The organism is Brevibacterium samyangense (genome assembly GCF_039529845.1).
Lineage (GTDB): Bacteria > Actinomycetota > Actinomycetes > Actinomycetales > Brevibacteriaceae > Brevibacterium > Brevibacterium samyangense.
The window spans coordinates 12675-37729 of sequence record NZ_BAAANO010000009.1; the positions used below are offsets into that span (position 1 = coordinate 12675).

Here is a 25055-nt window from a genome sequence, read left to right on the forward strand (position 1 = left end):
TCAGAGCGCGTCGAATTCGGCCTGGAGCACCGGCAGGACCGCGCGAAGGGCGGCGGCCATGTGATCGAACTCGGGCTGATCGGCGACGAGCGGCGGGCACACGGACAGGACCGGGATGCCGCCGCCGGTACCGAGGCGGAAGATGACACCCTCGTCCTCGAACTTCGCGAGGGTCTCCTTGCCGTAGAGCTTCGCGAGCTGCTCGCCGGTGAGCGAGGTGCCGTCGGCCTTCGTGTTCGCGAACTCGATCGCATAGAAGAACCCGGTACCGCGGAGGTCACGGACGATCCCGAAGCCCTCGAGTGCGGCGGCGAGAGTGCTGCGGAGGTCCTCCTCCTTCGCCTTCACATGACTGTTGAGGTCGAGGCGCTCCATGATCTCGAGGTTCTTGAGGGCGACCGCACTCTGCACCGGGTGGGCGCCGAAGGTGTTGCCGTGGGTGAAGGAGACACCGGCCTCGCGGAACGGGGCGAACACCTTCTCGCTCGCGATCGCACACCCGATGACGGCGTACGCGGAGGACAGACCCTTCGCGGTCGTGATGATGTCCGGCTGCGTCTCGAACCGGGAGGACGCGAACCACTCACCGGTACGACCCCAGCCCGTGATCGTCTCGTCGGAGGCGAGGAGGATGCCGTACCTGTCGGCGAGTGCGCGGACCCCGGCGGAGTAGCCCTTCGGCGGCACGAGCATGCCGCCGTGGTTCTGCACGGGTTCCATGAGGATGAGCGCGATCGTGTCGGGCCCCTCCTGGAGGATGCGCTGCTCGAGGTCGTCGAGGAGGAACGCGGTGAACTCCTCCTCGGTCTCGTTCTCGGGGCGTCCGACGCGCCGGGTGTTGCGGACCCGGAGCCCGCCGGGCGTCATCGGCTCGAACGACGCCCGATACGCGGGAATGCCGATCATCGAGAGCGCGCCGAGCGAGGTGCCGTGGTACGCGTTGTAGCGCGTGATGACCTTGAAGCGGTTCTCGCCCTTGAGGTGGAAGTACTGGCGGGCGATCTTGATGGCCGCCTCCACGGACTCTCCACCGGACGGGGTGAAGAACACATGGTCGAGATCGCCGGGTGCGAGCTCCGCGACCTTCGCCGCGAGGGCGTTCGCGGCCGGGTGGGTGCTCGACCACGCGGAGTGATAGGGCAGCTTCGCGTACTGCTCCGCAGCGACCAGCCCGATCTCCTCACCGTACGAGTACCCGATGTTCACGCAGAAGAGGTTCGCGATCGCGTCGAGCAGGCGATTGCCCTCGGAGTCGATGAGGTAGCAGCCCTCGGCGGACTCGATGACACGGACGGGCTTCTCGTCGCCCATCGTCGCGAAGTGGCGCCACAGATGGGAGCCGTCCGCGGAAGCGGAGGGGGCTGCTCCGGCGGCGGGTGCTGCGGAGGCAGCGGACGACGCCGAGGCGAGGGGCGCCTCGGCGGTGGAGGTGGGGGATTCCTGGGTAGCGGTCACGACGTTTCCTTCGCGGTGGGGACAGGAGGGGATGGGGTGAAGTGTGCTCCTGGTGTGGGCCCTGCCACAAATCACGGGCCGCGTTCACCCCCATCCCCGGCGCCGGAGCGTTAGCGTGAGGCCATGAGCACACAGACGTCCTCGCACGCAGACCTCGTTTCCCACCGCATCCGCCTCGCGTCCCGCCCCGTGGGTGTACCCCAGCCGGAGAACTTCATCCACGACGACGCGCCCGTTCGCGCACCCGAGGACGGTGAGGTCCTCCTGCGGACCCTCTACCTGTCGCTCGACCCGTACATGCGCGGGCGCATGTCCGATGCGAAGTCCTATGCGAAGCCCGTCGAGGTCGGCGGGATCATGGTCGGTGCGACCGTGAGCGAGGTCGTCGAATCCCGGTCGCCGGAGTTCGAGCCCGGGCAGATCGTCCTCGGCTACGGCGGATGGCAGTCGTACAGCACCGAACCGGCCGGGCAGCTCCGCCTCCTCGACCCCGAGGCGGCCCCCGTCACCACGGCCCTCGGCGTCCTCGGGATGCCCGGGTTCACCGCGTACTCGGGCCTCCTCGCGATCGGGAAGCCGCAGCCGGGAGAAACCGTCGCCGTGGCCGCTGCGACCGGCCCCGTCGGCTCCGCGGTCGGGCAGATCGCGAAGAACCTCGGGTGCCGGACGATCGGGATCGCCGGTGGGCCGGAGAAGGTCGCCCACCTCGAGGAACTCGGCTTCGACGTCGCGATCGACCACCGGCAGGACGGGCTGCGGGAGGCCGTGAAGCAGGCGGCACCCGACGGGATCGACGTGTACTTCGAGAACGTCGGCGGTGCGGTGTGGGACGCCGTCCTCCCCCGCCTCAACGAATTCGCACGCGTCCCCGTGTGCGGTCTCGCCGCGAACTACAACGCGACCTCGCTCCCCGACGGCCCCGACCGGTCCGCGGCCCTCATGAACGCCGTCCTGCGCTCGAGCCTCACCCTCCGCGGGTTCATCCAGCGCGAGTTCGTCCCCACGATGTTCGAGGACTTCCTCACCGACATGGGCCGCTGGGTCCGCGAGGGAACCGTCAAGTACCGCGAGGACATCACCGAAGGACTCGACAACGCCCCCGAGACCTTCGTCGGCATGCTCGCCGGCAAGAACTTCGGCAAGACGATCATCAAGGTGGGCTGAGGGCTCCGCGAGTTCCTTGTGGAAGTCCGGGTTCCAGACATGTGTGGACCACAGTGATGGGAACTCGGATTCCCGTCTGGAATTCGGGCGTCGCGTGCCCCGCCGCGCACTCCGGGAGTCGGTTCAGATCAGCGTGATCGGCTCGGCGAACTCGCCTGTGGGTGCCCACTGGGTCCATTCGCGGTCGAAGGCCCAGTGACCGGTGTGCCACGCCTCGATCGCGAGGTCGGCCTCCCGGCGCACGACACGCGCGATCTCCTCGGTCCACATCCCACCGGCGAGGGAGCCGGCGACCTCGTCCTCGTCCTTGAAGGAGATCGCCCCGTCCGGGGTGATCCAGAGGTCGAGGGTGTGATCGCTCGTGTAGTGATCCGCGATCCCGTCCGCATCGAATGCCCGCACGTGGGCGTGCTCGAGATTCACGTACCACCCGCGGAATCCACCGTCCTCGCCCCGGAACACCCACACCGAGAACGGCAGCCCCGTCGGCACGATCCGCAGCACACCCGGTCCCGTCCACGTTCCCGGCACGTTCACCCGCGGCAGCGCGGTCTCCGCGGGCCGGAACCGGACGTCGAAGGGCACGTCGTGCGGGTTCACGTCCTCGTACCCGCGGATCCGCGAGTTCTGCAGACGCGTCCCGCCCGGCAGCCACAGCACGGCGCCGGAAGCGTCGTCGCGGACGACGCGCATCGGCTGCACGACCTCCGTGCGGTGCCGGTCGTAGTCGAACCTGCGGAACCGCCAGCGCACGAGTGCGCCCGGTTCCAGGAAGGGCCCACCGCCGAGGCGCCCCGCACCTTCCGGCACCGTCACCGGGTAGGGAGGGGGCAGGGTGGACACGAGGGGGACGGTGTACGGGCTCATGACTCCATTGTTCCGGGCCGGGTGCCCAGTGCGGCCGTCGCCCTGCTGTCGTCGACGGCGGACGCAGTGTCGCCGGGTTCCGCCGGTTCCGCCGGTTCCGCGGGTACGAGAACGAGCGGGACATACGGTGCCACGACGACGAGCGTGTCCTTCGGGTGCGAGGCCCCTGGGGACGAGCTCCCGGTGGTCGGCACGAGCAGGGAGAAGCGCAGCTCCGTGTCGTCCGAGAGCGAGACCGCGGCGAAGGGCGCACCTGTGCTCGCTGCTCCGGAATCCGCTGACAGTGACGAGTCCTCTGCCTCTACTACTGCGCCGCTGCCCACCCCGGTGACGATCGGGGCGTAGGCGACGTGCACCTCGGCGGTGGAGGTGTGCGTCGACATGAGGTTGACGGCGTGGCAGGACCGGTCGAGGGAGACGAGTTCGACCGCGGCGTCGCCGGAGAAGCGGCACACCATACGCTCGGGGACGGGGGTGTCGACGCCGTCGATGCGCAGCACGACGGAGCCGCCCACCGGCATGAAACTCCGGGCCATGCCCGGCAGCGCGGAGAACGCGGCGGGCTCGCGCAGGGACGCGATGCTCAGTCGCCACGGAGCGACAGTCACCGGCTCACCGTCCCCGCAGACGGAGGAATCCACGAGGGCCGAGGAACCCACGAACTCCGATGATCCCTCGAGCGCCACGAGTTCCGTCGTCGCTCCCGCGCCGTTCTTCCACGGCCCCGCCGGGGTCGAAGCGAAATCCACCGCTACCCGCCACATCCTCGGTCCTCCTCGGTGCTCCTCGGGCCGGAGTCCGGTCCCGGACCGGCGTTCCCTACGAACACCGGTGTCCCGTCGAACCTATCGTGACGCGTACCGGCGCTGCGCGGGGCGCTGAGTCCCGCAGGGCGTGGCGCTCACCTCCGGTGGTACTTCGGTGTGCGTTTCTCGAGGAACGAACTCGTCGCCTCGGCGCGGTCGTCGAGGAGGGCGGTGAACAGTTGTTGCCGGTTCTCGAACTCGACCGCGGCCTCGAAGGACGGGATCTCGAGGGACTTCCACAGTCCTTCCTTCGTGAACTCGACGGACAGCGGCGCGTTCTGCATGATCTGCGAGGCCGTCGCCATCACGGTGTCGTGGAGGTCCTCGGCGTCGACGACCCCGGCGAGCAGTCCGAAGGTGTGGGCCTCCTGGGCGCTGAAGCGACGACCGGTGAGCATGAGTTCCTGCGCCCGTCCGGCCCCGATGATCCGCGGCAGCAACCAGGACAGGCCCATGTCGCACGCGGAGAACCCGGCCCGGATGTATCCGACCGCCATGACCGCCTGTGGCACCGCATAGCGCACGTCCGAGGCGCACAGGAGTGAGAGTCCGACGCCTGCTACGGCACCATTCACCGCGGCGATCACGGGCACGCGCAGCGCCCGCACGCGGGCCACGAGATCGGCGATCTCCTTCTGCCGCTCCATCGTGCGCAGGACCTTCCCGCGTTCGTCGACGAGGTCCTCGTCCCCGAATCCCGTGAGGTCGAGTCCGGCGCAGAAGGCCCGTCCCTCTCCGGTGAGCACGAGAACGCGGATGCTCGTGTCCGCGTCGACCTCCGCGAGCGCGGCCTTGGCGTCCGCGATGAAACGGGCGTCGGCCGCGTTCATGCGGTCGGGGCGACTGAAGGTGATGCGGGCGATCCCCTCGGACGGGTGGTCGAGGCGCAGGCGGCTGAGGTCGGGAGCGTCGTTGCTGTCCATGCCCGTCACGCTAAGCGGTCATGTGCGCACGTGACCAGAGTTGTCCGGAGTGTGGCGCCCGTGCGGACGGGGTGAACGAACCCTCAGACGTGACCGTCGGCGCGCAGCGCCGCCCATTCCTGGCGCAGCCACGGGCTGAAGGCGAAGGGAGCGGAACCGAGCGCGGCGTCGAGGTCGTCCGGATGGATCCACGCGGTCTCCATGACCTCGGCCGGTTCCGGATAGAGCGGGGCGGAGAGTTCGGCGAGGTACACCGGGCACATCTCGTTCTCCACGATCCCCGAGGCGTCGACCGCACGATAACGGAAGTCCGGGAGCGCCTCGCGCAGGCCGGTGATGGTGGTGCCGAGTTCGTCGGAGGCACGGCGGGCGATCGCGGAAGGGAAGTCCTCCCCGGGGCCCGGGTGCCCGCAGAAGGCGTTCGTCCACACACCCGGCCACGCCCTCTTCACGAGGGCCCGGCGGGTGAGAAGCACACGCCCGTCCGCGTCGAGGAGGAAACACGAGAACGCGAGGTGCAGCGGGGTGTCCGTGGTGTGCACGGTGGCCTTGGGGTGGGTCCCGATGGGCGCGCCGTTGTCGTCGAGCAGCACCACGAGTTCTTCGTCCGTCGTCACCACTCAAGCGTAGCCGCGGACGGCCCGGGTGGGGCCGTCCGCGGACGTGGCGTGGGGTACAGGGTGGTGTGGGGTTCAGAGTGGTGAGGTGGCCGGGGCCGAGGCGCCTCGGGGCCGGGAGTCCGTGGCGCCTCGGGCCGGGGCCCTCAGCGGGTGAGCGGTGCGGTCGGTTCCTCGCGTTCGTTCACGACCTCGGAGGTGTTCGGGAAGAGGTACTTGTACGTGAAACCGGCGATCGCCGCACCCAGCAGCGGAGCGACGAAGAACGCCCACACCTGCCCGAGGGCCTCCCCTCCGCCGAACACCGCGACGCCGAGCGACCGCGCGGGGTTGACCGAGGTGTTCGAGATCGGGATCGAGATGAGGTGGATGAGCGTGAGCGACAGACCGATCGCCAGGGGTGCGAAACCGACGGGCGCGCGGGAATCCGTCGCTCCGAGGATGACGAAGAGGAAGATGCAGGTGAGGACGATCTCCGCGACGAGCACTGCGACGAGGGAGTACCCGTTCGGCGAGAGCTCGCCGTACCCGTTCGTCGCGAACCCGTTCTCCGCCACCGAGAAGTCCGGCTGACCGGTCGCGATCACCATGAGGACGCCGCCGGCGACGATGCCCGCAACGAGCTGCGTGACCCAGTACGGGATCGTGTCCTTCCAGGGCAGACGCCCGGTGAGTGCCGCACCGAGGGTGACCGCCGGATTGAAGTGGCCACCGGAGATGTGACCGACGGCGTACGCCATGACGACGACGGTGAGACCGAAGGCGAGGGAGACGCCGAGGAACCCGATACCCATGTTGATATTCAACTCGTTGACGACGGAGGCCGCGAAGACCGCGGAACCACAACCGCCGAAGACGAGAACGAAGGTACCGAGGAATTCGGCTGCGAGCTTGGAGACGAGCGATGACTGATTCATGGTGCGAGTCCTTCGTCGGGGAAACCGGCCGCCCCTCGTACGGGCCGCGGAGGCGGGACTGCGGGGGCGGGAGATCAGCAGGAACGAAACGTAGCGTGGAACAGCGGATGGAGCTCATTCACAACGTACGCTCATCCGCATGACAAATCACGCGTTTTCCCAGGTCGATGTGTTCGCATCCCGGTCTCTCGGTGGCAATCCGCTCGCCGTCGTCCACGATGCGGATGACCTGCCGGAGCTCGCGCTGTCCCGGTTCGCGAACTGGACGAATCTCTCGGAGACGACGTTCCTCCTCGCCCCGACCACCCCCGAGGCGGACTATCGGGTCCGCATCCTCACCCCCGATCGCGAGCTCCCCTTCGCGGGTCATCCGACCCTCGGATCGGCCCATGCGTGGCTCGAGGCGGGCGGGACTCCGCGTACGCCCGGCGTCGTCGTGCAGGAGTGCACGGCGGGCCTCGTCACGCTCCGTCACGACGCGGAGTCCGGTGCCCTCGCCTTCGCCGGGCCACCCTTCGTCCGCACCGGTGACGTCGCCGCGGCGGACCTCGCTGCCATCACCACCGTCCTCGGCATCTCGCGGGAGGACGTGCTCGCGTCCCAGTGGGTCGACAACGGTCCCGGATGGGTCGGGCTCCTGCTGCGCGATGCCGCCCTCGTCTCGGACCTCACACCCGACCTCTCGGCACTCGGCGACTTCACGATCGGCGTCATCGGCGCGATCCCACGGGCCGCCGCCCCGATCGACGGAGGGGTGCCGGTGGCGATGGGGTCGGGCGCGTCGGACGGGACGGGGAACCTCCCGGTCCCGGACTTCGAGGTGCGGGCGTTCTTCCCGCAGGGATCCGGCGGCATGGAGGACCCCGTGACCGGCAGCCTCAACGCGGGCCTGGCCCAGTGGCTCATCGGTGCGGGCCTCGCACCCGAGTCGTACATCGCCTCCCAGGGCACCGCCCTCGGCCGGGCCGGCATCGTCACCGTCGAGAGGATCGGCGAGGACGTGTGGGTCGGCGGGACCACTCGCACCGTCGTCCGCGGCACCGTCGACCTCTGAGTCAGTCCCCTCTGAGCGGTTCCCCCTCTGAGGCCCGTCCGCCGTCGTTCCGAACAGCGATTCTGTCCCCGGACCGAGCAAACGTTGTCGAGGTCCGTGTACTTTTCGGACAGAGGCTTACCTGCTCCCCTTACCGACAGCGTTTTCGTCCCCGGACCGAGAGAACGTTGTCGAGGTCCGCGTACTTTTCGGGGAGAGACTGCCCGCCTCGTGGCTCACCGGTCCGTGTCGGAGACGAACCGCAACCGGCCCGCGAGGAGGATCGCGGCGACGCCGGCACAGAACGCGGCGAGGAACGCCCAGCGCAGGCCGAGCCAGGCCGCGAGGAAACCGACCGTCGGCGAGGACACGAGCGATCCGATGCGCAGCACCCAACTCGTGATCGTCACGGCCGTTCCGTGCTTGAAGCCGGGGAGCCGCCCGGCAGCCGCATAGGCGATCGGGACGAACGTCGCACACCCGAAACCGCTGAGCGCGAAGCCCACGAGAACCGCCCACGGCTGGCCGACGAGCATCATGAGACCCATGCCGACGGCCGTGAACACACCGCCACCGCGGACGAGAGCGACAGCGCCCCACCTGTCCTGGATCCGGTCGGCGGAGAGTCGCGCGAGGAACTGACTGCCGAGCGCCGTGACGAACGCCGCACCCGCCCATTCGACCGGTACCCCGCCCACCTGCTCGAGGAAGAGGGACGACCAGTTCATCCCGATGTCCTCGCCGAGCGCGCCGAGCAGGCCGAGCGTCACCACGACGGCGCACAGTCCCCAGGCGGCACCGCCCCCACCCCGCCCCACGGCCGAGGCGCCGCTGCCCGGAGTGCCACGCGGCACCTCGGGCCCGGGTGGGTGCGGTTCACGATGATGTCGGCCGGCTTCCTCCGGGACCTCGACGGTCGACCGTCCCGCACCCGCGCCCGCACTCACCCAGGAACGCGTCGCCCGGTCCTCGCGCAACGCCCATCCCGTGAGACCGAGCGCGAGCACCCCGGCCCCCGCGAGGTGGACGGGCAGCGGGATCCCCACGGCGGCCGCACCGAGCCCGAGCGCGCCACCGGAGACGGACCCGACGCTCCATGCGGCGTGGAAGAAGTTGAAGACCGCACGACCGCACGCGGTCTCGACGGCGAGCCCGTGGACGTTCTGCGCGGCGTCGACGACCGCGTCGGAGAAACCGATGACGGCGTACAGGGCGGCGAACACCCAGACGCCCACAACCATCCCGGAGCCGCTCGCGCCGACACCGGCCTCACCGGCACTGCTCGCGCCGAGAGCGACCACCACCCCCGCGAGAGCAATGAGCACTGCGATCACCACGGTGCCGAGGATCGCCACCGGTGCCGCACCGAAACGACGGATGAGCGGTGCCGGCAGGGCGAACGCCCCGATCGCCCCGACCGTCATGCACGCGAGCACGAGGCCGAAGGCCTCGGGTGGGAGCTCGAGCGCTGCCCGCACCTCCGGCAGGCGCGGCAGCAGGTTCGCGAGGACGAACCCGTTGAGGAAGAAGAGGAGGGAGACGCCGAGGCGGGCGCGGGTCGCGGGGGAACTCACCGTTCCAGCATGCCAGGGAACGACACCGCCCCCGCCGGTCGAATGAGGACCTGCGAGGGCGGTGTTCGCGGCGCCTGGACAGCCTGTCCAGCGGATCGTGCCGGTTCGGTTCTCACCGCGCGGTGCGCAGCGTGCGGTTCGCGGGACTCAGCTCTCGGCGCCCACTGCTCAGCGGGCGTATCCGACGGTGATCGCGCCGGAGTCGGAGCTCGCGACGATCGGAACGTGCGGTTCCTCGGTCCCGATCTGCAGGCGTTCGATCTCGACGTTCACGGCGCCGTTGTCACTCGTCGCATCGACGGTGTACCCGCGCACACCCGTGTTCGCGACGTCCGCGATGCGCGGCACCTCGAGATCGACGGCCCCTGCGTCGCTCGTCACCTCGATGCCCTGCGCGGGCAGTGCCCCGTCACCGAGTTCCGCCTCGATGAAACCGCGATCGGAGGACAGCGTGATCTTCTCCGCGACGTCGAGCGTATCGACGGAGATCGCACCCGTGCGGGTGGACACGGTGGCGGTCCGGGCGCGTCCCTCGACGTGCACGTATCCGGTCTCCGCGTCCACGGTGAGAGCGCGGGTGACGACATCGGCGTCGACCGCACCCGACGCGGCGTTGATCGTGACGTCCCGGAATTCGCCCTCGATGTCCGCGGTCCCCGTCTGCACCCGGACGTCGAGGTCGACGTTCTTCGCCGTTCCCTCGGGAACGGTCACGACGAGTTCGGTCTCGCGGTCGAACATCCACGTCCAGTCGTCGCCGGGGCCGCCCGAGACCTCGAGGGTGGCGACGGTGCCGTTCTGGACCACCTCGAGCGTGGGGACCTGGGTCCCGACCCCCTGGTAGCTGAGGACGACGGTCCCCGTCGCCCCCGCCTCGGCGGCGGGTTTCGTCTGCACGTCGACCTGGGCGTTGGGCACGTCGATGACGAGCCCGGTGAGGTTCGCGGGCAGATCGGCACGGGTGGAATCGGCCTTGAGCCGGACGTCGTGGACGAATCCCCTCAGGGTGAACACGGCGGTGACGAGGACGGCGAGCGCGGCGGCGACGAGGACGATCCAGCGGATCGCGGCGCGGCCGCCGGGCGTCCCGGGACCGCCGGAGGATCCGCCCGGGCCGGCAGCGCCGCCGAACGGACCGGAGGGGCCCGCGGCGCCGGGAGCTCCGGGATGCGTGGTGGGTGCAGACATGGCATGTCCTTTCGGGACGAAAAGCGTGTGGGACGCCGAGGCGGGTGCCGGGTGGGGCAGGGCACCTCGGGGTCGGAGGAATCGGAGGAGCCGGACGAATCGGAGGAGTTCGGAGGCCGTGGAGGACGGGGCCTTTCGGCAGTGGCGCCGTCAGGCGCCGAGGAACTTGAGCACCGCGAGGACGCGACGGTTCTCGGTGACGTCGGCGGTGAGGCCGAACTTCGTGAAGATGCTGCTGATGTGCTTCTCCACGGCTCCGGCGCTGAGGTAGAGAGTGCTCGCGATCGCGGCGTTCGACTTGCCCTCGGCCATGAGCTGGAGGACCTCGCTCTCGCGCGGCGAGAGCTGCCCGAGCCCCTCCTGCTTGCGTGAGCGGACGAGGATCTGGGTGACGACCTCGGGATCGAGGACGGTGCCACCGCCGGCGACCTCGTCGACTGCCTCGAGGAACTCCTCGACGTCCGCGACCCGGTCCTTGAGGAGGTACCCGAAGCCACCGGAGTGTTCGGCGATGAGATCCGCCGCGTAGCGTTCCTCGACGTACTGGGAGAGGACGAGCACGGCGGTCGTCGGGTTCTGCTTGCGCATGAGGACGGCGGCGCGGATGCCCTCGTCCGTGAACGTCGGTGGCATGCGGACGTCGACGATCGCGAGGTCGGGCGCATCGGTGTTCACCGCGGCGAGGAGGGCGTTCGCGTCCCCGACCGCGGAGGTGACCTCGTGGCCGGCGTCGGTGAGGAGGCGCACGAGTCCTTCGCGCAGGAGGACGGCGTCCTCGGCAATCACCACTCGCATGGCACCTCCACCACGATCGTCGTCGGTCCGCCCAGCGGGCTGGTGAACGACCAGGTCCCCTTCGCGGCGGTCACACGGTCGGCCAGACCGGCCAGCCCCGTGTGGGAGCCGTCGCGGACGACGTGTGCACCACCGTGGCCGTTGTCGCTCACACTGATCTGCACAGTACCCCGAGAGGCACCGGGACCGGCCGCACCACCCGCCGCCGGGCCCGGCCGACCGACGATGTTCACGCGGGCGCGGGTGGCACCGGAGTGCTTCTGGATGTTCGTGAGGGCCTCCGCCACGACGAAGTAGGCGACGGACTCGGCCTCCTCTCCCGGGCGCCTCGGGAGGTCGATGTGGACGTCGACGGGGATCGGTGAGCGTCCGGCGATCGCGCTCACCGCGGCGTCGAGCCCCCGGTCGGTGAGGACCGCCGGGTGGATCCCGCGGGCCAGCTGGCGCAGTTCGGTGATCGCGGTCTTCGAGTCCGCGTGGGCCTCCGTGAGGAGTTCCTTCGCCTTCTCGGGGTCCTTGTCGAACTTCGCCTTCGCCATCCCGAGCTTCATCGAGAGGGCCACGAGCATGGGCTGGACGCCGTCGTGGAGATCGCGTTCGATGCGGAGGCGTTCGGTCGTGGCGGCCTCGAGGGCACCGGTGCGGGCCCGGTCGAGGGTCGACACCTCCTCCTGGAGGATGCCGCTGCGCGTCGGTGGCAGCAGGCCGCGGTCGAGGCCGCGGTCGAGGTAGGCGGAGAACCACAGGACCGCGAGGGACCCGACGAGCAGCACGACGCCGAGGCCGACGTTGAGGATCTGGTTCACGATGCCGCGTGCGGTACCGCCGAAGGAGATCCCGAGGCCGTTCACCACCTGAGCGGCGGGGTTGATGCCGGTGGCGAGCAGCTGCGTGCCGACCGCCAGACCGATGAGCACGAGGATGCACACGAACGCGCCGTACAGCGCCTTCACGTAGTGGTGGGCGGTGCTGCGCCAGAACGCCGCCGAGCGGAGGACGAACCATTGGTTCTCGAACCACCCACCGACCCCGCCCCGGGTGGAGCGGCGGGTGTGCGGGACCGGGATGCGGTCGGCGTAGATCGCCTCGGCGCGGACCCGTTCGAGGTGGTTGAGCCCGCGCTGGAGGAAGAACCACACCGCGAGCGCGAGGAGACCGGAACCGAGCGCGAGGAGACCGCCGATCCCGGTGAAGAACATGATGATCGGGATCCACAGCCAGAACACACCGAGGAGTCCGGAGACGAGGACGTTCGCCGTGCCGAGCAGTCCGGGCGAACGCTTGGGCCACGAGGGGTCCGGGACTTCCGCCGAGGTGCGGGTCGGCACGGGCACGGTCGGCGGCACCGGTGGTGCCGGGGGTACCGGGTGGGTGAACGGACCGCTGTCGACGACTGCCGTGGGGCCGGTCCGCGGACCGGTGTGGGGGTGAGTGGCGGGGCTCCCGGCGGAGCCCGGTGAGGTGCGGAGCACCTCGGCGGTGGGCGCTGCGCCGGGGCGCGGCACCTCGGCGGTGGGCGCGGTGAGCGGCACCGTCGGAGCGGTGTCGGGGGCCGGAGGTGGCGTGGGGCCGGGCACGGGATCGGGTGCCGTGCCGGGGACGTTGTCGGTCATGTCATCAAAGGTAGGTGCGGGAGGGGTCGGTGGACATGGAGTCGACCGCCCGGCGCGGGTGGGGAAACCCGTACCGTGCCGGTGGGACACCCAGCACCCCCTCAGCGTCCTCGGAGAGCCGGGACCTAATCTGGAGCCCATGGGTCAGAACTCGGAACCGCAGATGCCGCAGTCGGGTGAGATGCCCCGGGCACACGCCGGGACCCGTGGATCCCGACCGCCGGAACCGCAGGCAAAGGGGCCGATCATGCAGGGGGCAGGCTCGCAGGGTCCGGTCACGCAGGGCGTGGGTCCGCAGGGCCCGATCACGCGCGAACAGCGCATCCGGCGTTCTCCCGTGCGTTCGCGCAGACGGACCCGGGTGCTCTGGTGGATCGCACTGTCGACGGGCGTGTTCCTCTCCGCGTTCCTCCACATCGTGCAGTTCTCCCGCCTGCCGTTCATGGACGCGACGGCCTCGCAGCAGGTGCTCGTGTCCGTCATCGTCGACCTCGCGCTCGGGTTGCTCGCGCTCGGGCTGTTGCCGGCGGCGCTCCACCACGACCCGATGGAGGTGCAGGAGTCGTACGTGGGGCCGCCCTCGGCACTCGTCGCGAGCCTCGTGATCCTCTGCGTGTGGATGGTCTCCTACCTCGCGGCGCCCGCCGGTGCGATCGTCCTCATCTCCGTGTGCGCCCGCCTGTCGCTCGGGTGGACCCTCCCGGCGATCGGGGCGTCGATGCTCAGCATCATCGTCTACGAACTCACCTTCGACATCGAGTTCCCCGGCGTGCGGGCGCTCTCGGTGTTCGCGGTCCTCGTCCTCACCCTCACGCTCGTCGCGATGGGGTCCGCCCGCGGGCTGGTGCTGCGCCGGTTGCTGTAGGGGCTTGCTGTAGGCGGTTGCCGGCGGGGACGGGCGACCGACGGCAGGGATCGCTCGGTCCTCAGTGCGTCACGTAGTCGTGCCAGGTGGCGGTGAGGGAGTCGTAGTTCTCGGCCCAGTACGCGTGATCGGGTTTCACGAGCTGCGGCAGGACCTCCGGGTCGGTGACGTCGAACCGCGCGAACTCGGGGCTGAGAGTGGGCGTGGCCTGCGGATTCACCGGCGGGTACGCGGTGCCCTCGGCGTGCGCGGTCTGCTGGTCGGCACCGATGAACCAGTTGATGAGCGCGTGCGAGGCGAGGGAGTTCGAGCTCCCCTTCGTCACCGTGAGCACGTCGGAGTCCATGATCCCGTGGTCCCAGATCGGGGCGAAGTCGGCGCCGGTGAGGTTCGCCTCGGGGATGCGCCCGGTCCACCCGATGAGCATGTCGACCTCGCCGCCCTGGACGAGCTGGGTCTGTTCGGCGCCCGTCGTCCAGAACTTCACGTCCTCGCCGAGGCGGTCGTACACCCCCAGCGCACGGTCCGTGTCGAGAGGGTAGAGCTCCTCCGGGGCGACGCCGTCTGCCATGAGGGCGAGTTCGTAGACGCCCGGTGACGGGGTGGCGCGGCCCTCGATGCCGCGGGTTCCGGGGTACTTCTCGGTGTCGAAGAAGTCCGCGAGCGTCGTCGGCGGGTTCTCCGCGTACTTCTGGGCGTCGTAGAACACCGTGTACGCGTACACCATGATCGGCACGAAGCACTCACCGGTCGGCAGTTCGTCCGGGATCGCGGAGAGGTCGATGAGCGAGGTGTCGAGGGGTTCGAAGAGCGTGCCGCAGTTCGCGGTGGCCGGTACCGGGCTCGATTCGACGGTGTCCCACGTGACCGCACCGGATTCGACCTGGGCACGGAGTTTTGCGAGGTCGGCCGGGCCGTCGCCGACGACCGTCGCCCCCGTGTGCGCGGCGAAGGGCTCGACGACCTCCGACATCTGCGCGTCCTGGTAGCCACCGCCGAACCCGACGTACGTCATCCGGGTGTCCGCGAGCGCACCTTCGGGAGACTCTCCGGCCGTCGGTGAGAGGAAGGCCGCGGGAACCGGCGCCTCGGCGGCGTCGCTGCCGGTGGCACCCGACGTGCCGGCCGGACCGCCCTGCATGCAACCGGTGAGGAGAAGTGCGGCTGCGGCGAGCGCCGCGGTGGCGGTGGTGCGGGCGAGTGCGCGCGAAGTCGTCATCGATCCTGCTTTCGGTTCGGCGGGCGCCCCCGCGGGGAGGCACCGTGGGGGCGGAACGGCTCGACCCCCGACCTTATACGCAGAAGTGCGAAAAAGGCACATGGGCGTCACATGGGGTGTGAGCCGTGCAACAGGGATTATTTCTCGGAGTAGACTCAAAAAGCTGTGATTATTGCTCATTTGGGTGTCAAAGGAGATCGCCAATGACCCACAAGCCCCGCCCGCGCCCGGGCACCCCGCACTACATGACCGAGGAACGCCTCGAACTGCAGGCCCTCGCCCGTCAGTTCTCGCGCGAGGTCGTCCTCCCCATCGCCAATGAGCTCGACCCGATCGAGGGCCAGTTCCCCGAGGAAATGGTCCAGCAGATGGCGGACATGGGCTTCTTCGGCATCCTCATCCCGGAGGAGTACGGCGGGCTCGGGCTCGGCGTCTTCGAGTACTGCCTCGTCGCCGAGGAGCTCTCCCGCGCCTGGATGAGCGTGAGCGGTCTGCTCGCCCGCGGCAACGGCATGGGCGGCGGATTCTCCCCCGAGCAGGAACAGCGACTGCTGCCGAAGGTCGCCACCGGCGAGTACCTCGGCGCGTTCGCCCTCTCCGAGGCGGAGGCCGGTTCCGACGTCGCGAACATCACGTGCCGCGCGGAGCAGGACCCCGCGACCGGCGAGTGGATCATCAACGGGACGAAGATGTGGTGCACCTACGCCGATATGGCGGACTACATCATCCTGTTCGCCCGCACCTCGGTCGACCCGGACCCGACGAAGCGCCACCGCGGCATCAGCGCGTTCCTCGTCGAGAAGGAACGCGGTACCTTCCCCGAGGGCATGTCCGGTACCCCGGCGAAGAAGATCGGGTACTTCGGGTGGAAGACCTGGGACCTCAATTTCGACAACTTCCGACTGCCCGCGGACGCACTCCTCGGCGAGAAGGACAAGGGCTTCTACCAGGCGGTCTCCGGCCTCGAGGTCGGGCGCGCCCACACCGCGGCCCGCTCGATCGGCCTCGCACAGGCGGCGCTCGAGGACTCCATCGACTACATGGGGACGCGGACGCAGTTCAACACGAAGCTCTCCGGTTTCCAGCACCTCCGCTTCAAGGTCGCGGACATGGCCGCCCAGATCGAGGCCGCCCGCCAGCTCATGTACTCGGTCTGCACCGCGATCGACACGGGCGCCCGCTGCGACAAGGAAGCGGCGATGGTGAAGTACTTCGCCGCCGAGATGGCCGAGAAGGTCACGTCCGAGGCCGTTCAGATCCACGGCGGCGCCGGCTACACGAAGGACTTCGCGGTCGAACGCCACTGGCGCGACGCCCGCCTCACGAAGATCTTCGAGGGCTCCTCCGAGATCCAGATGCGGATCATCTCGGACCTGCTGCTCGGCCGGGAGTGAAAGATCCCCGGCCTCGGGGCTACCCGGCCGAGGCGTGGGCAGCTGACCCCGCGAGCACACCGAGCGCATACGGCCAGGCGATCCTCTCCTGTTCCAATCGCACGTGACCCTCCGCGCGCAACCGCCGGAGAACCGCACGCTCGGGCTCCGTGAGTCGCTCGAGGTGCGCGGGGTCCACGCCCAGCGGCTTCGGTTCCCGGACCCATAGTTCCGCGAACGTCCCGAGCGTGTCCTCGTCCATGAGCACCGACCGCACCGATGCGCAGTGGGTGCGGAACCGGTTGAGGATGCCGAAGCCGTGCGAATCGAGATCGCCCCAGTACAGGACATCGGCATTCCGGATCCACGGCAGCTTCGCGACGACCGAGGCCGAGTACCCGTTGCCCCAGACCGCGACCGATACCGGCAATGACCCGTCCGCCGGAAGCGCGAGGAAGGTCTGGAGGTTCTCGACGACGAGGACCCCGCGCGGTTCGAGGTCGAGAGCGGCGGCCTCGGATTCCACGAGAGCGAGGTCGGACACCCCGGGCAGAATGCGCGCAGCCGGGTCGAGGAAACGGAGGCGCACCGTCGGCTCGACGGCCCGCAGTCCCAGACGAGCACGACCGGTGGCACCGAGCACCATCCGTTCGACGAGGCGCCTGCGGCGTTCCACCCATTTGGAGTCGACGCCACGGATGGGAAGTTCCCTCATGTAGCGCCCGGAGTCCGGATGGTCCGCCAGCCACTGCACGACTTTCATGAGGAGTTCGAAATCCTCGTCGGACAGGTCCTCGATCGCAGGGACGACGGCCCTCACCTGCGCAAGCGTGTGCTCTGTCGACGAGGGCTCGGCTCCTGTCCCGCCCCCTTCCCATTCCGCCGTGGCAGTCCACCAGTCGAAGACCGTCCGGGTGCGAGCGGTCAGTCGCGCCCACTCCTCCGTGCGCCCCAGCACGCGGGCCATGGACTCGATCGAGGCGAACTCCACATGGGTCGGGATCCGCTGCGTCCCGAGGCTGCTCCACCGTCGTTCCGTCCACACGACAGAGGCACCGGGCTGCGGACCGTCCGGTAGTGTCCGCCGAACCGACCGGGACCATTTGTCGTCGAACGCCTGCCACGCACGGATCCAGATATCGACCGCGTCGAGATGGTCGAATGCCCACTCCCCCGTCGGTGGTCTGAGGGAGAGCGAGAGTCCGGCGAAGCCCGTCCCCGCGAGTTCGTCCATCGCCCAGGTCCGCCGCCCGCGGGTGAAACGTGTGTCCACGAGCTTCTGCACCGCGGAAGGCAGCACGCAGTACTGCGTCCCGACTGCCCGCTCCGCGCCCTTCGCACTGTGCGCCGGGGTCATGCGTCCTCGATGTCCTCCCACTCGGCGACCTTGACGAAGGAGTCGTTCCGGTTCGGGTTCTCGACGAGCACGATGCCGCCGACGTAGTCCTCGAGCGTCTGGAGGAGCTTCTTGGGCGTCACGAGGATCATGTGGAACCCGAACGCGGTGAAGATGTCCATCGCCATGCGCGTGAAGGTCTGGTCCGCCTTGTCGAAGGCCTCGTCGAGGATGACGGTGCCGTAACTGGGCACGTCCGCTTCCTCCGCCGCAAGACGGAAGCGCAGCGCCGCTGCGAGGCAGAAGATCACGAGTTTCTGCCGCTGCCCACCGGAGAGTCCGTCGGAGCTGTCGTGGACGTTCACGACGTCACCGGACTCCGTGACCTCCTCCGCGATGAAGGACACGTGCTTCCGGGTGTCGAGGACGGTGTCCCGCCACCGCTTGTCGACCGGCTCGGTGGCCCGCAACCGCCCGATGACCCGCTCCATGACGGCGAACTTCTCGTCCGCCTGTTCGAGCGTCGGGGTCTGCCCGAGCCCTCCGGAGTTGATGGTCTCGAGGTCCCGGAGGAACTCCGAGAGGTCCTTCGACGCGCGGCTCTTCACCCGGATCTGCAGATACCGTCCGCGATCGAAGTACGACCGCCGGAGCGATCCGTTCACCGGTTCGACGCCCTGCCGGATCTCCACCGGGGCGCGGCGGATCGTCATGTGCAGATTGCCGATGTTCTTCATCGACTGATCGCGGAGCATCTCGAGGAACCGTTGTTCGTGCTGGGGCAGAGCGTCCGCCCGCAACCGCTCCGCGATCAACCGGTAGGCCGGGTGATCGGCGATGTCCGGGCCGAGGTCCACGGCAACGGCCGGCCAGTCCGCGATGAAAGTCCGGATCACGCGTTCGTACTGGACCACGGCGGCACTCGCCGCTTTCTCCGCGGCGTTCTCCTCCTCGTGGAGTTCCGTGGCGACCTGTTTCGAGAGTTTCAGGAGGTCCTCGGACCGCACGCGGCGAGTTGAGGAGAGCCCTTCCATCCGCTCCCGGATCTCCGTCCGCACTTCGTCCTCGACGATGTGATCGGTCCCCAGAAGTTCCTCCCGGGCCTGTTTCCGCGCGGCCTCGAGCTCATTCAGCCGGGCTTCGAGCCGGGCTCTCTCGCCGCGTTCCTCCTCGGCCACCGACCTCACTCGAGCGAGTTCCTCCTTCCGCGACTCGAATCCCTTCTGCGCGGCCGCCAGATCCGGATTGCGCTCGGTGAGCTCGGTGAGCCGTTCACGCAGCTGCCGATGGGCTTCCACCGCCGCGGCCCGATCGAGCCGATCCCATCCCGAGGCGCGCAGATCCTCGGCCACGTGCCTGCGGGCATCGAGGCGCCCGCGCTCCTTCCGGATCCCGTCCCGCTCGTGCTCGGCCGCGCGGAGGTCCCGTTCGGCCGCCGCCCGACGCTCCATGAGGGACGTGATCCGTTCGGTCGCATCGAAGCCGAGGATCCACCGCGTGCGATCGTCCACGCGCCACCGGTCGTCCTTCTCGAACCGGCTGCCCCGGTGCTTCACCTGCCCGGCGCGGGTGAGCCCCTGGACAGTGGTGACGAGGGCGTCGGCGGACTCCACGCAGGTGTAGTCGAACCGTTCCGCGAGCCGATGGTTCAACCACGCGGCGAACCGCGAGCCGCGTTTCACCTCGACCCGGTGGACGAGGGAGTCCTGCCCCACGGAAACGGGCGAGGGAACGTCCGCGCCGACCGATTGATAGACGAGTCGCGTCCCGACGTTCATGCCCTCGAGCGCCCGCACGACCCGGTCGATGTGCGCGGCATCGACGAGCATCATGGTCGACAGGGGCCGGAGCACCCGTTCGATCGCTCCGGTCCAGTCCTCGAACCCCGTCCGCACCTGCAGCAGTTCCGCCGCGAACGGCAGTTCGGCCGGGGACAACCCGGTGGCATCCGCCACCCGGGTGCGCGCTTCGAGAAGCCCCCGGTCGACGTTCGATCGCGAGGCCCGCGCCGACTCGAGGTCCGCGGTCACCTCGTTGAGCACGGTCACTCGCGTGCCGATGAGCTCGGCGTTCGCATTCTCCCTCTCCGTGACACGCCGTTCCTCGGCCGCGAGCACCTCGGAGTCCTCGAGTGTCCGGAGCAGTTCCCGAAACTCGGTCTGGGAATCGGGCACGCGGGAGATCCCGGCGCGCGCGAGGTGCCGCCCGGTGGTCTCACGCGCCTTCTCGACCGAGTCCACGTCCTTCCGGGCGTGTTCGACCTGCTCGCGGATCGCCCCGATCGCCGCTCCGCCCTTCTCCTGGACGAGCGCTCGGGCGACCTCGAGGGCGTCCTCCGCGGCGCTCACGTCCGCGAGCGAGGTCCGCAGACGCTCCTCCGCGAGATCGAACTCGCGCCGCTTGTCGTCGATCTCCTTCGCGACGAGTTCGAGGATCCACTCGTTCGTCACCGGATCGACGGCAGCCAACTGTTCCTGTGCCGAGGCGACCCGATCGCGGGCGGCGACCCACGCCTCGGCGGAGTCGAGGGCCCGATCGAGCTGCTCGAGCTGGCGACGGGCGTTCACGACCTCCCGGTGGGCGCCGGAGAGTTCGTCGAACTGGGCGACCGCGGTGTCGGCGAGGTCGAACGTGCGGGGCGGATCGAGCATGTAATCGCGGAACAGCGCGTCGAGAGTGCCGAGGTTCTTCGCCGCCATCGTCCGGTGGAGCAACAGGAGCGCGCCCTCCGACCCGAGCCCCATGGTCCGCCACACCCGACCGAGGAACGCGCTCTGCGTGCTCGTGACGAACGCCTCGGGGTACGCCTTCTTGATGCCACGGGTGTCGAACGCGGACTCGAGGAACGGGACGAATGCCTCGAGTGTCGTGTCCTCCCGGAGGAACAGGAACCGTGGGGTCGCATCGCCGCTGCCGGCCTGCCCCGCGTTCACCTTGCAGAGGGCCACGAGCACGACCGGGGCCGAGGCGCCGGACCGGCTGGCCGCGGTGTCGTACCTGAGCAGAATGCCGGACCAGGTGGCGCCTCGGCGGAGGTGGTCGCTCACGATCTCGTCGGTGTCGAGGGCATCCGTCCTCCGCCAGGCACCGCGGACGTAGTTCATGAGGGAGCGGTCCTGCGACCGGGCCGAGCTGTCCTGTGCCGCCGCGTTGTACCGGAGCTTCTGCCGGGGCGTGAGCACGGTGGCGATCGCGTCGAGGATCGAGGACTTGCCGGAACCGGAGTCGCCCGTGATGACGAGCCCCTTCTCCGGTACGTGGAACGAGTGCTCACCGCTGAACGTGCCCCAGTTGAAGAGATCGACCCGGGACAGGCGCCACTGCGCCGAGGTGTCCGGCACCGGGGCGCCCGGCACGGAGGGGTCCGGCACGACGCCCGGCTCCTCGAAGAGCGAGGCCTGCATGTCCACCGTCACGACTCCTCCTCGAGCATGCGCGCGAATTCGGCCTTGACGGCCCTCACCTCGTCACTGTCGAAGAGGATGCGGAGCACCGGGGAGATCTCGAACCGGTCCTCCGCGGTGCCCGTCTTCGTGAGGAGTCCGTTCGTGTCCATCGTGCTCCACGCGGCGTTGAACCGTTTCGCGAACAGGGTGTCGTCGAGGTTCTGGGCATCGCCGTACACCCGCAGTGACTCCTTCACGTCCTCCTTGCCGACCACCACCCGTTCGTTCCGGTCCGAGCGCAGGAGTTCGCCGCGCAGGTGGAGGACGAGCGCGGTTTCGAGAAAACTGAGGTTCGCCGCACGCACGACGGTCGGCTGGTCCGGTGCATTGCGGACGAAGGCGATCCGCGCATCGTGGTCGACGACGAGTTCGAGGAGCATGTCCGACAGCCGCGAGGCGAGCACCCGTTCGTCGTTGACGACGGCGCGCCACAGCTCCGACTGGCGTTCGGCGGAGACGTAGGGGCCCTGCACGAGTTTCACGAGGGCACGCCGGGTGTCGAGCGGAAGCACACCGGTGTCGGTGGCCCAGTACCGATGGCCCCCGTCCCGGTCGTTCTCAGCTGCGGCGTCCTCGGACGGGCGCGCCCCCGGGTCCTCGATTCCGCCGAATGCCTCGGATTCGTCCACGTACGTTCTCATTTCTCGTTCTTCCCGCTGTTCCCGTTCGTGTGCATCCTCGTCGGCGTCCCCTCGGGATTCCGACCGGCGCGGTTCCTCGTGGGCTTCCGGCCCGATCCGTCCCGCCGAGGTGCCCGGCGCCGGCCTCCCGGGATCTCCGTGTGGAACGCGTACTTCTCGATCGTGGCGCGCCGCCGCTGCCCGCTGAGCGATTCCCATTCGACCGTCTCCACGGACGCGGACGCCGCTTCCACGGACGCCGCCGATTCTCGTACGGCCTCTCTCGACACTGCACCGGCATCGCCTCCTGCGCCATTCCCCCGTTCGAGTCCGGCCCGAGAGCCCGAGGTACCCTGCGCGGCCAGGCGCACTCCGTGCAACGCCGCGAGTTCGATGAGTCCCACCACGCTCGCCACGCCCTGGTCGGCGGGGAACGCGGCAAGGACCTCCGCAATGGTGACGGGTGCCCCGTCCGCGGCACGGAGAGTGGCGTTCACGTGGTCGATGAGGGAACCGAAGTCGATCTCCGTCTCCCGTGCCATTGCGCGGAGCACTGTGAGGTCGACGGGTGCCGACTCGCGTTTCCGGTACTCCTCGGTGATCCGCCCCTCGCCGGGGTTGTGCAACTGAAGGCGGCTCACCGGTTGGATGAGCACCGAGGTGCGGTGGAGTTCGTAGTCGATGTCACGGAAGAGTTTGACGTCCGAGGCGAGGCGCGCGGCGAGCGCACGCGCCTCGACGATCTCCCGGTGCACCGCCCGGTCCTCCCGGAAGTCCTCCGACTGGACGAACCGCCGGAGGGACCGGGTGAGTGAGGTCATGACGTCCCCGACCTCCACCGACCGTTCGTGGAGCGTCGGCAGCAGCCGACGGACGAAGGAGATGGTGCGCGGCGGCAGCCCGTCCACGAAATCCCGTCCGAGCAGGGCGTCGAGGTTGTCCTCGAACTCGGTTCCGACCTCGGCGTCGAGCAGCAGCCGGAAGAATCCCTCGAAACTCCGACCCGCTTCCGATTCCGCGAGAAGATCGACACCGCGGAATACGTCCTCGAGGACCGTGCCGCGGTTCTCCGTGTGTTCGACGAGGTCCTGACGCAGGCGTTTGTTGATGGTCTCGAGTTCCTCGCGGACGCGCGCGAAGTCACTCGGGATCTCCCGGGCGAGCGCGACGAGTTCCTCGACGTCGTCGATCGCACTCCGGTCGTCCCGGACCTCGTCCTCACCTGCGCGGATGGCGGCGATCCGGGCCTCGATCCGATCGCGTTCGACTTCGAGCAGGGCGACCCTCCGGGAGGCGTCCGGGTCCGTCTCCCGCACGATCTCCCGCAGACGGTCCTGGATGGTGCTGAGACGCGACCGGTTCACGGTGGTCCGGGAGACCTCGAGGCCGGCGAGGAACTGGAGCGCGGTGAGCGCGTCCGGGCTGAGTTCGTAGGTCTCGTCCCGGGAATCCGGGAGTGTGCGGCGCAGCAGGATTCCCTGTTCGCGCCACCGCGTGCAGTAGTGGAGAGCGGTTCCCGGGACGTCGTGCCCGTCGTCGCGCAGATGTTCGAGGTCCGCGTCGATCTCCTCGAACAGGCGGGCCGCCGGCACACGACGTTCCTCACCCGCGAGGTGCGTACTCAGCACCGGGATCGAGAACCACGCGTTGTCCGAACGCAACAGCGCCCACGCAGCGTTCTCCTTCATGAGGCGCTGCGAGGTGAGGACACTGTGCACGACGGACATGGCACCACGGTAGACGGACCCACGGACACAGATCGTCCTGCCCGGATCACGGATCGTTCACGAACACCACCCGAGGCGCCGCGCCCGGTGACGTGGTGCCGTCGCCGGGACTGGGCGCCTCGGCGGTTTTCCAAGAGATTTACCCAGGTCAACGGATTCTCTTTGCATTCCGCGAGACGGCAAGCGAATCGATTGGACTGGGCGAATCCGTTTCCGTCACGGGGCGGAGGGTCCGTCACGGGGCGGAGGGCGGAGGCCGAGGCGGGCCCGACGAATTTCCGCGCCGTCCCTCCCCACACCCCGCGAAACCGTGATGGGATGGGAAACATGCGTCCGTCCGCATGACTCCCGCACCTCGCGGGCACGTCGTGCATCCGACGAGGACGCCCACCGCCCCACACCGGGCACAACCCACCGCCCCACCCGATCAAGGAGGATCACGTGAAGGTCTACGCCGTTCCCGAAGCCGGTGCCCCCGCCGAGGCCATGGATTTCCCCACCCCCGAACTCACGGGCAAGGAAGTCCTCGTTCGGATCACGAACACCGGAGTGTGCCACTCGGACGCGCACACGCAGGAGGGATTCATCAGCATCGGCGGTGGGAAGACAATGCCGCTCACCGCGAAGTTCCCCGCCGTCTTCGGCCACGAGATCGTCGGCACCGTCGCCGCGGTCGGCCCCGACTCCTCGCTCACCCCCGGTGACGAGAAATTCATCGTCTTCCCGTGGATCGGCTGCGGCGAGTGCCAGGCCTGCCAGGAGAACGCGGAGAACCTCTGCCCGCGCGGCCGTGCCCTCTCGATCGCCCTGCCCGGCGGTTTCGCCGAGGAGGTCTGGGTGCCGGACGAGAAGTACCTCATCCCGCTCGGTGACCTCGACGCCTCCTGGGGTGCCACCCTCGCCTGCTCCGGTGTCACGAGCTTCTCCGCCGTGAACAAGCTCCTGCCGGCCGGTGACGAGGACGTCATCGCCGTCATCGGCACCGGCGGGGTGGGACTCATGGGCGTCGCGTTCCTCAAGGAACTCGGCCACAAGAAGATCCTCGCGATCGACGTCGCCGACGAGAACCTCGAGACCGCGAAGAAGATGGGCGCGACCCACACCTTCAACTCGACGTCGACGGACAACCCGAGCAAGGCGATCCAGGAACTCGTCGGTGGGAGGATCTTCGGCGCGGTCGACTTCGTCAACAACGGCGCCACCGCGTCCCTCGCGCTCAGCCTCCTCCAGAAGGGCGGCAAGCTCGTCTCCGTCGGTCTGTTCGGCGGCTCCCACGAGTACGGGACCGCCCCGCTCGCCCTCCAGGCGCAGACCATCCAGGGGTCCTTCGTCGGCAGCCTCCCGGAGCTCCAGCAGCTCGTCGAGATCGCGAAGACCTCCGACCTGCCCGCACTGCCGATCACCGAGCAGGAACTCGGCGCGGACAACCTCAACGCCGCGCTCGACGCGCTCCGTGAGGGCCGTTCGCGCGGCCGCATCGTGCTCGTCAACGACTGAGCCGGCCGCTCCACCGCCGA

At 69.2% G+C, this 25055-nt stretch carries 20 protein-coding genes; 5 read left to right on the forward strand and 15 right to left on the reverse strand.

All coding sequences use genetic code 11. From position 1 onward, the window contains the following. Positions 1–1455, reverse strand: a complete 1455-nt coding sequence (locus tag ABD172_RS05205) for an aminotransferase class III-fold pyridoxal phosphate-dependent enzyme (RefSeq protein WP_344307584.1) — start codon at positions 1453–1455, stop codon at positions 1–3. A gap of 123 nt (positions 1456–1578) precedes the next feature. Between ABD172_RS05205 and ABD172_RS05210 the strand changes: the two genes are divergently transcribed. After that, positions 1579–2619, forward strand: a complete 1041-nt coding sequence (locus ABD172_RS05210; RefSeq protein WP_344307586.1) for an NADP-dependent oxidoreductase — start codon at positions 1579–1581, stop codon at positions 2617–2619. A gap of 123 nt (positions 2620–2742) precedes the next feature. On the opposite strand, the gene ABD172_RS05215 is transcribed toward ABD172_RS05210, so the two are convergent. From ABD172_RS05215 to aqpZ, 5 genes are all read right to left on the reverse strand, one after another. Then, positions 2743–3486, reverse strand: a complete 744-nt coding sequence (locus tag ABD172_RS05215) for a ribonuclease FAU-1 family protein (RefSeq protein WP_344307588.1) — start codon at positions 3484–3486, stop codon at positions 2743–2745. Next, a complete protein-coding gene (locus ABD172_RS05220; RefSeq protein ID WP_344307590.1) occupies positions 3483–4235 on the reverse strand; it encodes a HutD family protein in 753 nt (250 codons plus the stop codon). Before ABD172_RS05220 ends, ABD172_RS05215 begins: the two co-directional genes overlap by 4 nt. Before the next feature lie 152 nt (positions 4236–4387). Continuing rightward, the gene (locus ABD172_RS05225) at positions 4388–5215 is read right to left on the reverse strand and encodes an enoyl-CoA hydratase/isomerase family protein (protein ID WP_344307592.1); all 828 of its coding nucleotides are present in this window, start codon (positions 5213–5215) and stop codon (positions 4388–4390) included. A gap of 83 nt (positions 5216–5298) precedes the next feature. Next, positions 5299–5832: an isopentenyl-diphosphate Delta-isomerase gene (gene idi / locus ABD172_RS05230; protein WP_344307594.1), complete on the reverse strand. Its 534-nt coding sequence runs from the start codon at positions 5830–5832 to the stop codon at positions 5299–5301. A 146-nt stretch (positions 5833–5978) separates the two neighbouring features. Continuing rightward, the gene (gene aqpZ / locus ABD172_RS05235) at positions 5979–6749 is read right to left on the reverse strand and encodes an aquaporin Z (protein ID WP_344307596.1); all 771 of its coding nucleotides are present in this window, start codon (positions 6747–6749) and stop codon (positions 5979–5981) included. Between the two features lie 139 nt (positions 6750–6888). Between aqpZ and ABD172_RS05240 the strand changes: the two genes are divergently transcribed. Further along, entirely contained in the window at positions 6889–7803 is a 915-nt protein-coding gene (locus ABD172_RS05240) for a PhzF family phenazine biosynthesis protein (protein WP_344307598.1), read from the forward strand. A 215-nt stretch (positions 7804–8018) separates the two neighbouring features. Here ABD172_RS05240 and ABD172_RS05245 read toward each other — a convergent pair whose 3' ends face one another. The 4 genes from ABD172_RS05245 to ABD172_RS05260 all read right to left on the reverse strand — a co-directional run bounded on the left by ABD172_RS05245 (position 8019) and on the right by ABD172_RS05260 (position 12952). Next, entirely contained in the window at positions 8019–9356 is a 1338-nt protein-coding gene (locus tag ABD172_RS05245) for an MFS transporter (protein WP_344307600.1), read from the reverse strand. 168 nt (positions 9357–9524) lie between these two features. Continuing rightward, entirely contained in the window at positions 9525–10544 is a 1020-nt protein-coding gene (locus tag ABD172_RS05250) for a DUF4097 family beta strand repeat-containing protein (protein WP_344307601.1), read from the reverse strand. 150 nt (positions 10545–10694) lie between these two features. Continuing rightward, on the reverse strand, positions 10695–11339 hold the full coding sequence (locus ABD172_RS05255) for a response regulator transcription factor (protein ID WP_344307603.1): 645 nt from the start codon (positions 11337–11339) through the stop codon (positions 10695–10697). Then, positions 11327–12952: a sensor histidine kinase gene (locus ABD172_RS05260; protein WP_344307605.1), complete on the reverse strand. Its 1626-nt coding sequence runs from the start codon at positions 12950–12952 to the stop codon at positions 11327–11329. Before ABD172_RS05260 ends, ABD172_RS05255 begins: the two co-directional genes overlap by 13 nt. Before the next feature lie 139 nt (positions 12953–13091). On the opposite strand from ABD172_RS05260, the gene ABD172_RS05265 reads away from it, so the two are divergent. Then, positions 13092–13817 carry a hypothetical protein gene (locus ABD172_RS05265; protein WP_344307607.1) on the forward strand — a complete coding sequence of 242 codons (726 nt, stop codon included), beginning with the start codon at positions 13092–13094 and terminating at the stop codon, positions 13815–13817. 61 nt (positions 13818–13878) lie between these two features. On the opposite strand, the gene ABD172_RS05270 is transcribed toward ABD172_RS05265, so the two are convergent. Further along, positions 13879–15036 carry an extracellular solute-binding protein gene (locus tag ABD172_RS05270; protein WP_344307609.1) on the reverse strand — a complete coding sequence of 386 codons (1158 nt, stop codon included), beginning with the start codon at positions 15034–15036 and terminating at the stop codon, positions 13879–13881. A gap of 203 nt (positions 15037–15239) precedes the next feature. Between ABD172_RS05270 and ABD172_RS05275 the strand changes: the two genes are divergently transcribed. Next, complete coding sequence (locus ABD172_RS05275; protein ID WP_344307611.1) at positions 15240–16430, forward strand: acyl-CoA dehydrogenase family protein; 1191 nt, start codon at positions 15240–15242, stop codon at positions 16428–16430. 19 nt (positions 16431–16449) lie between these two features. On the opposite strand, the gene ABD172_RS05280 is transcribed toward ABD172_RS05275, so the two are convergent. Genes ABD172_RS05280 through ABD172_RS05295 form a run of 4 tightly spaced genes read right to left on the reverse strand, consistent with a single transcriptional unit; the run spans position 16450 to position 23538 of the window. Then, positions 16450–17766, reverse strand: a complete 1317-nt coding sequence (locus ABD172_RS05280; RefSeq protein WP_344307613.1) for a Wadjet anti-phage system protein JetD domain-containing protein — start codon at positions 17764–17766, stop codon at positions 16450–16452. Beyond that, positions 17763–21161: an ATP-binding protein gene (locus tag ABD172_RS05285; protein ID WP_344307615.1), complete on the reverse strand. Its 3399-nt coding sequence runs from the start codon at positions 21159–21161 to the stop codon at positions 17763–17765. The genes ABD172_RS05280 and ABD172_RS05285 overlap by 4 nt, the downstream gene beginning before the upstream one ends. Continuing rightward, positions 21158–21832, reverse strand: coding sequence for a DUF4194 domain-containing protein (locus tag ABD172_RS05290; protein ID WP_344307616.1), 675 nt, complete (start codon positions 21830–21832; stop codon positions 21158–21160). The genes ABD172_RS05285 and ABD172_RS05290 overlap by 4 nt, the downstream gene beginning before the upstream one ends. Further along, positions 21829–23538 (reverse strand): DUF3375 domain-containing protein, encoded by a 1710-nt coding sequence (locus ABD172_RS05295; RefSeq protein WP_344307618.1) that lies wholly within the window; start codon positions 23536–23538, stop codon positions 21829–21831. Before ABD172_RS05295 ends, ABD172_RS05290 begins: the two co-directional genes overlap by 4 nt. A 441-nt stretch (positions 23539–23979) precedes the next feature. Between ABD172_RS05295 and ABD172_RS05300 the strand changes: the two genes are divergently transcribed. Beyond that, positions 23980–25035 (forward strand): alcohol dehydrogenase, encoded by a 1056-nt coding sequence (locus tag ABD172_RS05300; protein WP_344307619.1) that lies wholly within the window; start codon positions 23980–23982, stop codon positions 25033–25035. Positions 25036–25055 lie beyond the last annotated feature (20 nt).

What these genes read in the sequence shown, in the direction of transcription:
- ABD172_RS05250 (WP_344307601.1), bottom strand. Translation starts at nt 10,544, where the DNA reads ATGTCTGCACCCACCACGCATCCCGGAGCTCCCGGCGCCGCGGGCCCC.
- ABD172_RS05275 (WP_344307611.1), top strand. Translation starts at nt 15,240, where the DNA reads ATGACCCACAAGCCCCGCCCGCGCCCGGGCACCCCGCACTACATGACC.
- ABD172_RS05295 (WP_344307618.1), bottom strand. Translation starts at nt 23,538, where the DNA reads ATGTCCGTCGTGCACAGTGTCCTCACCTCGCAGCGCCTCATGAAGGAG.
- aqpZ (WP_344307596.1), bottom strand. Translation starts at nt 6,749, where the DNA reads ATGAATCAGTCATCGCTCGTCTCCAAGCTCGCAGCCGAATTCCTCGGT.
- ABD172_RS05215 (WP_344307588.1), bottom strand. Translation starts at nt 3,486, where the DNA reads ATGAGCCCGTACACCGTCCCCCTCGTGTCCACCCTGCCCCCTCCCTAC.
- ABD172_RS05260 (WP_344307605.1), bottom strand. Translation starts at nt 12,952, where the DNA reads ATGACCGACAACGTCCCCGGCACGGCACCCGATCCCGTGCCCGGCCCC.
- ABD172_RS05270 (WP_344307609.1), bottom strand. Translation starts at nt 15,036, where the DNA reads ATGACGACTTCGCGCGCACTCGCCCGCACCACCGCCACCGCGGCGCTC.
- ABD172_RS05280 (WP_344307613.1), bottom strand. Translation starts at nt 17,766, where the DNA reads ATGACCCCGGCGCACAGTGCGAAGGGCGCGGAGCGGGCAGTCGGGACG.
- ABD172_RS05255 (WP_344307603.1), bottom strand. Translation starts at nt 11,339, where the DNA reads ATGCGAGTGGTGATTGCCGAGGACGCCGTCCTCCTGCGCGAAGGACTC.
- ABD172_RS05290 (WP_344307616.1), bottom strand. Translation starts at nt 21,832, where the DNA reads ATGAGAACGTACGTGGACGAATCCGAGGCATTCGGCGGAATCGAGGAC.
- ABD172_RS05265 (WP_344307607.1), top strand. Translation starts at nt 13,092, where the DNA reads ATGGGTCAGAACTCGGAACCGCAGATGCCGCAGTCGGGTGAGATGCCC.
- ABD172_RS05225 (WP_344307592.1), bottom strand. Translation starts at nt 5,215, where the DNA reads ATGGACAGCAACGACGCTCCCGACCTCAGCCGCCTGCGCCTCGACCAC.
- ABD172_RS05210 (WP_344307586.1), top strand. Translation starts at nt 1,579, where the DNA reads ATGAGCACACAGACGTCCTCGCACGCAGACCTCGTTTCCCACCGCATC.
- ABD172_RS05240 (WP_344307598.1), top strand. Translation starts at nt 6,889, where the DNA reads ATGACAAATCACGCGTTTTCCCAGGTCGATGTGTTCGCATCCCGGTCT.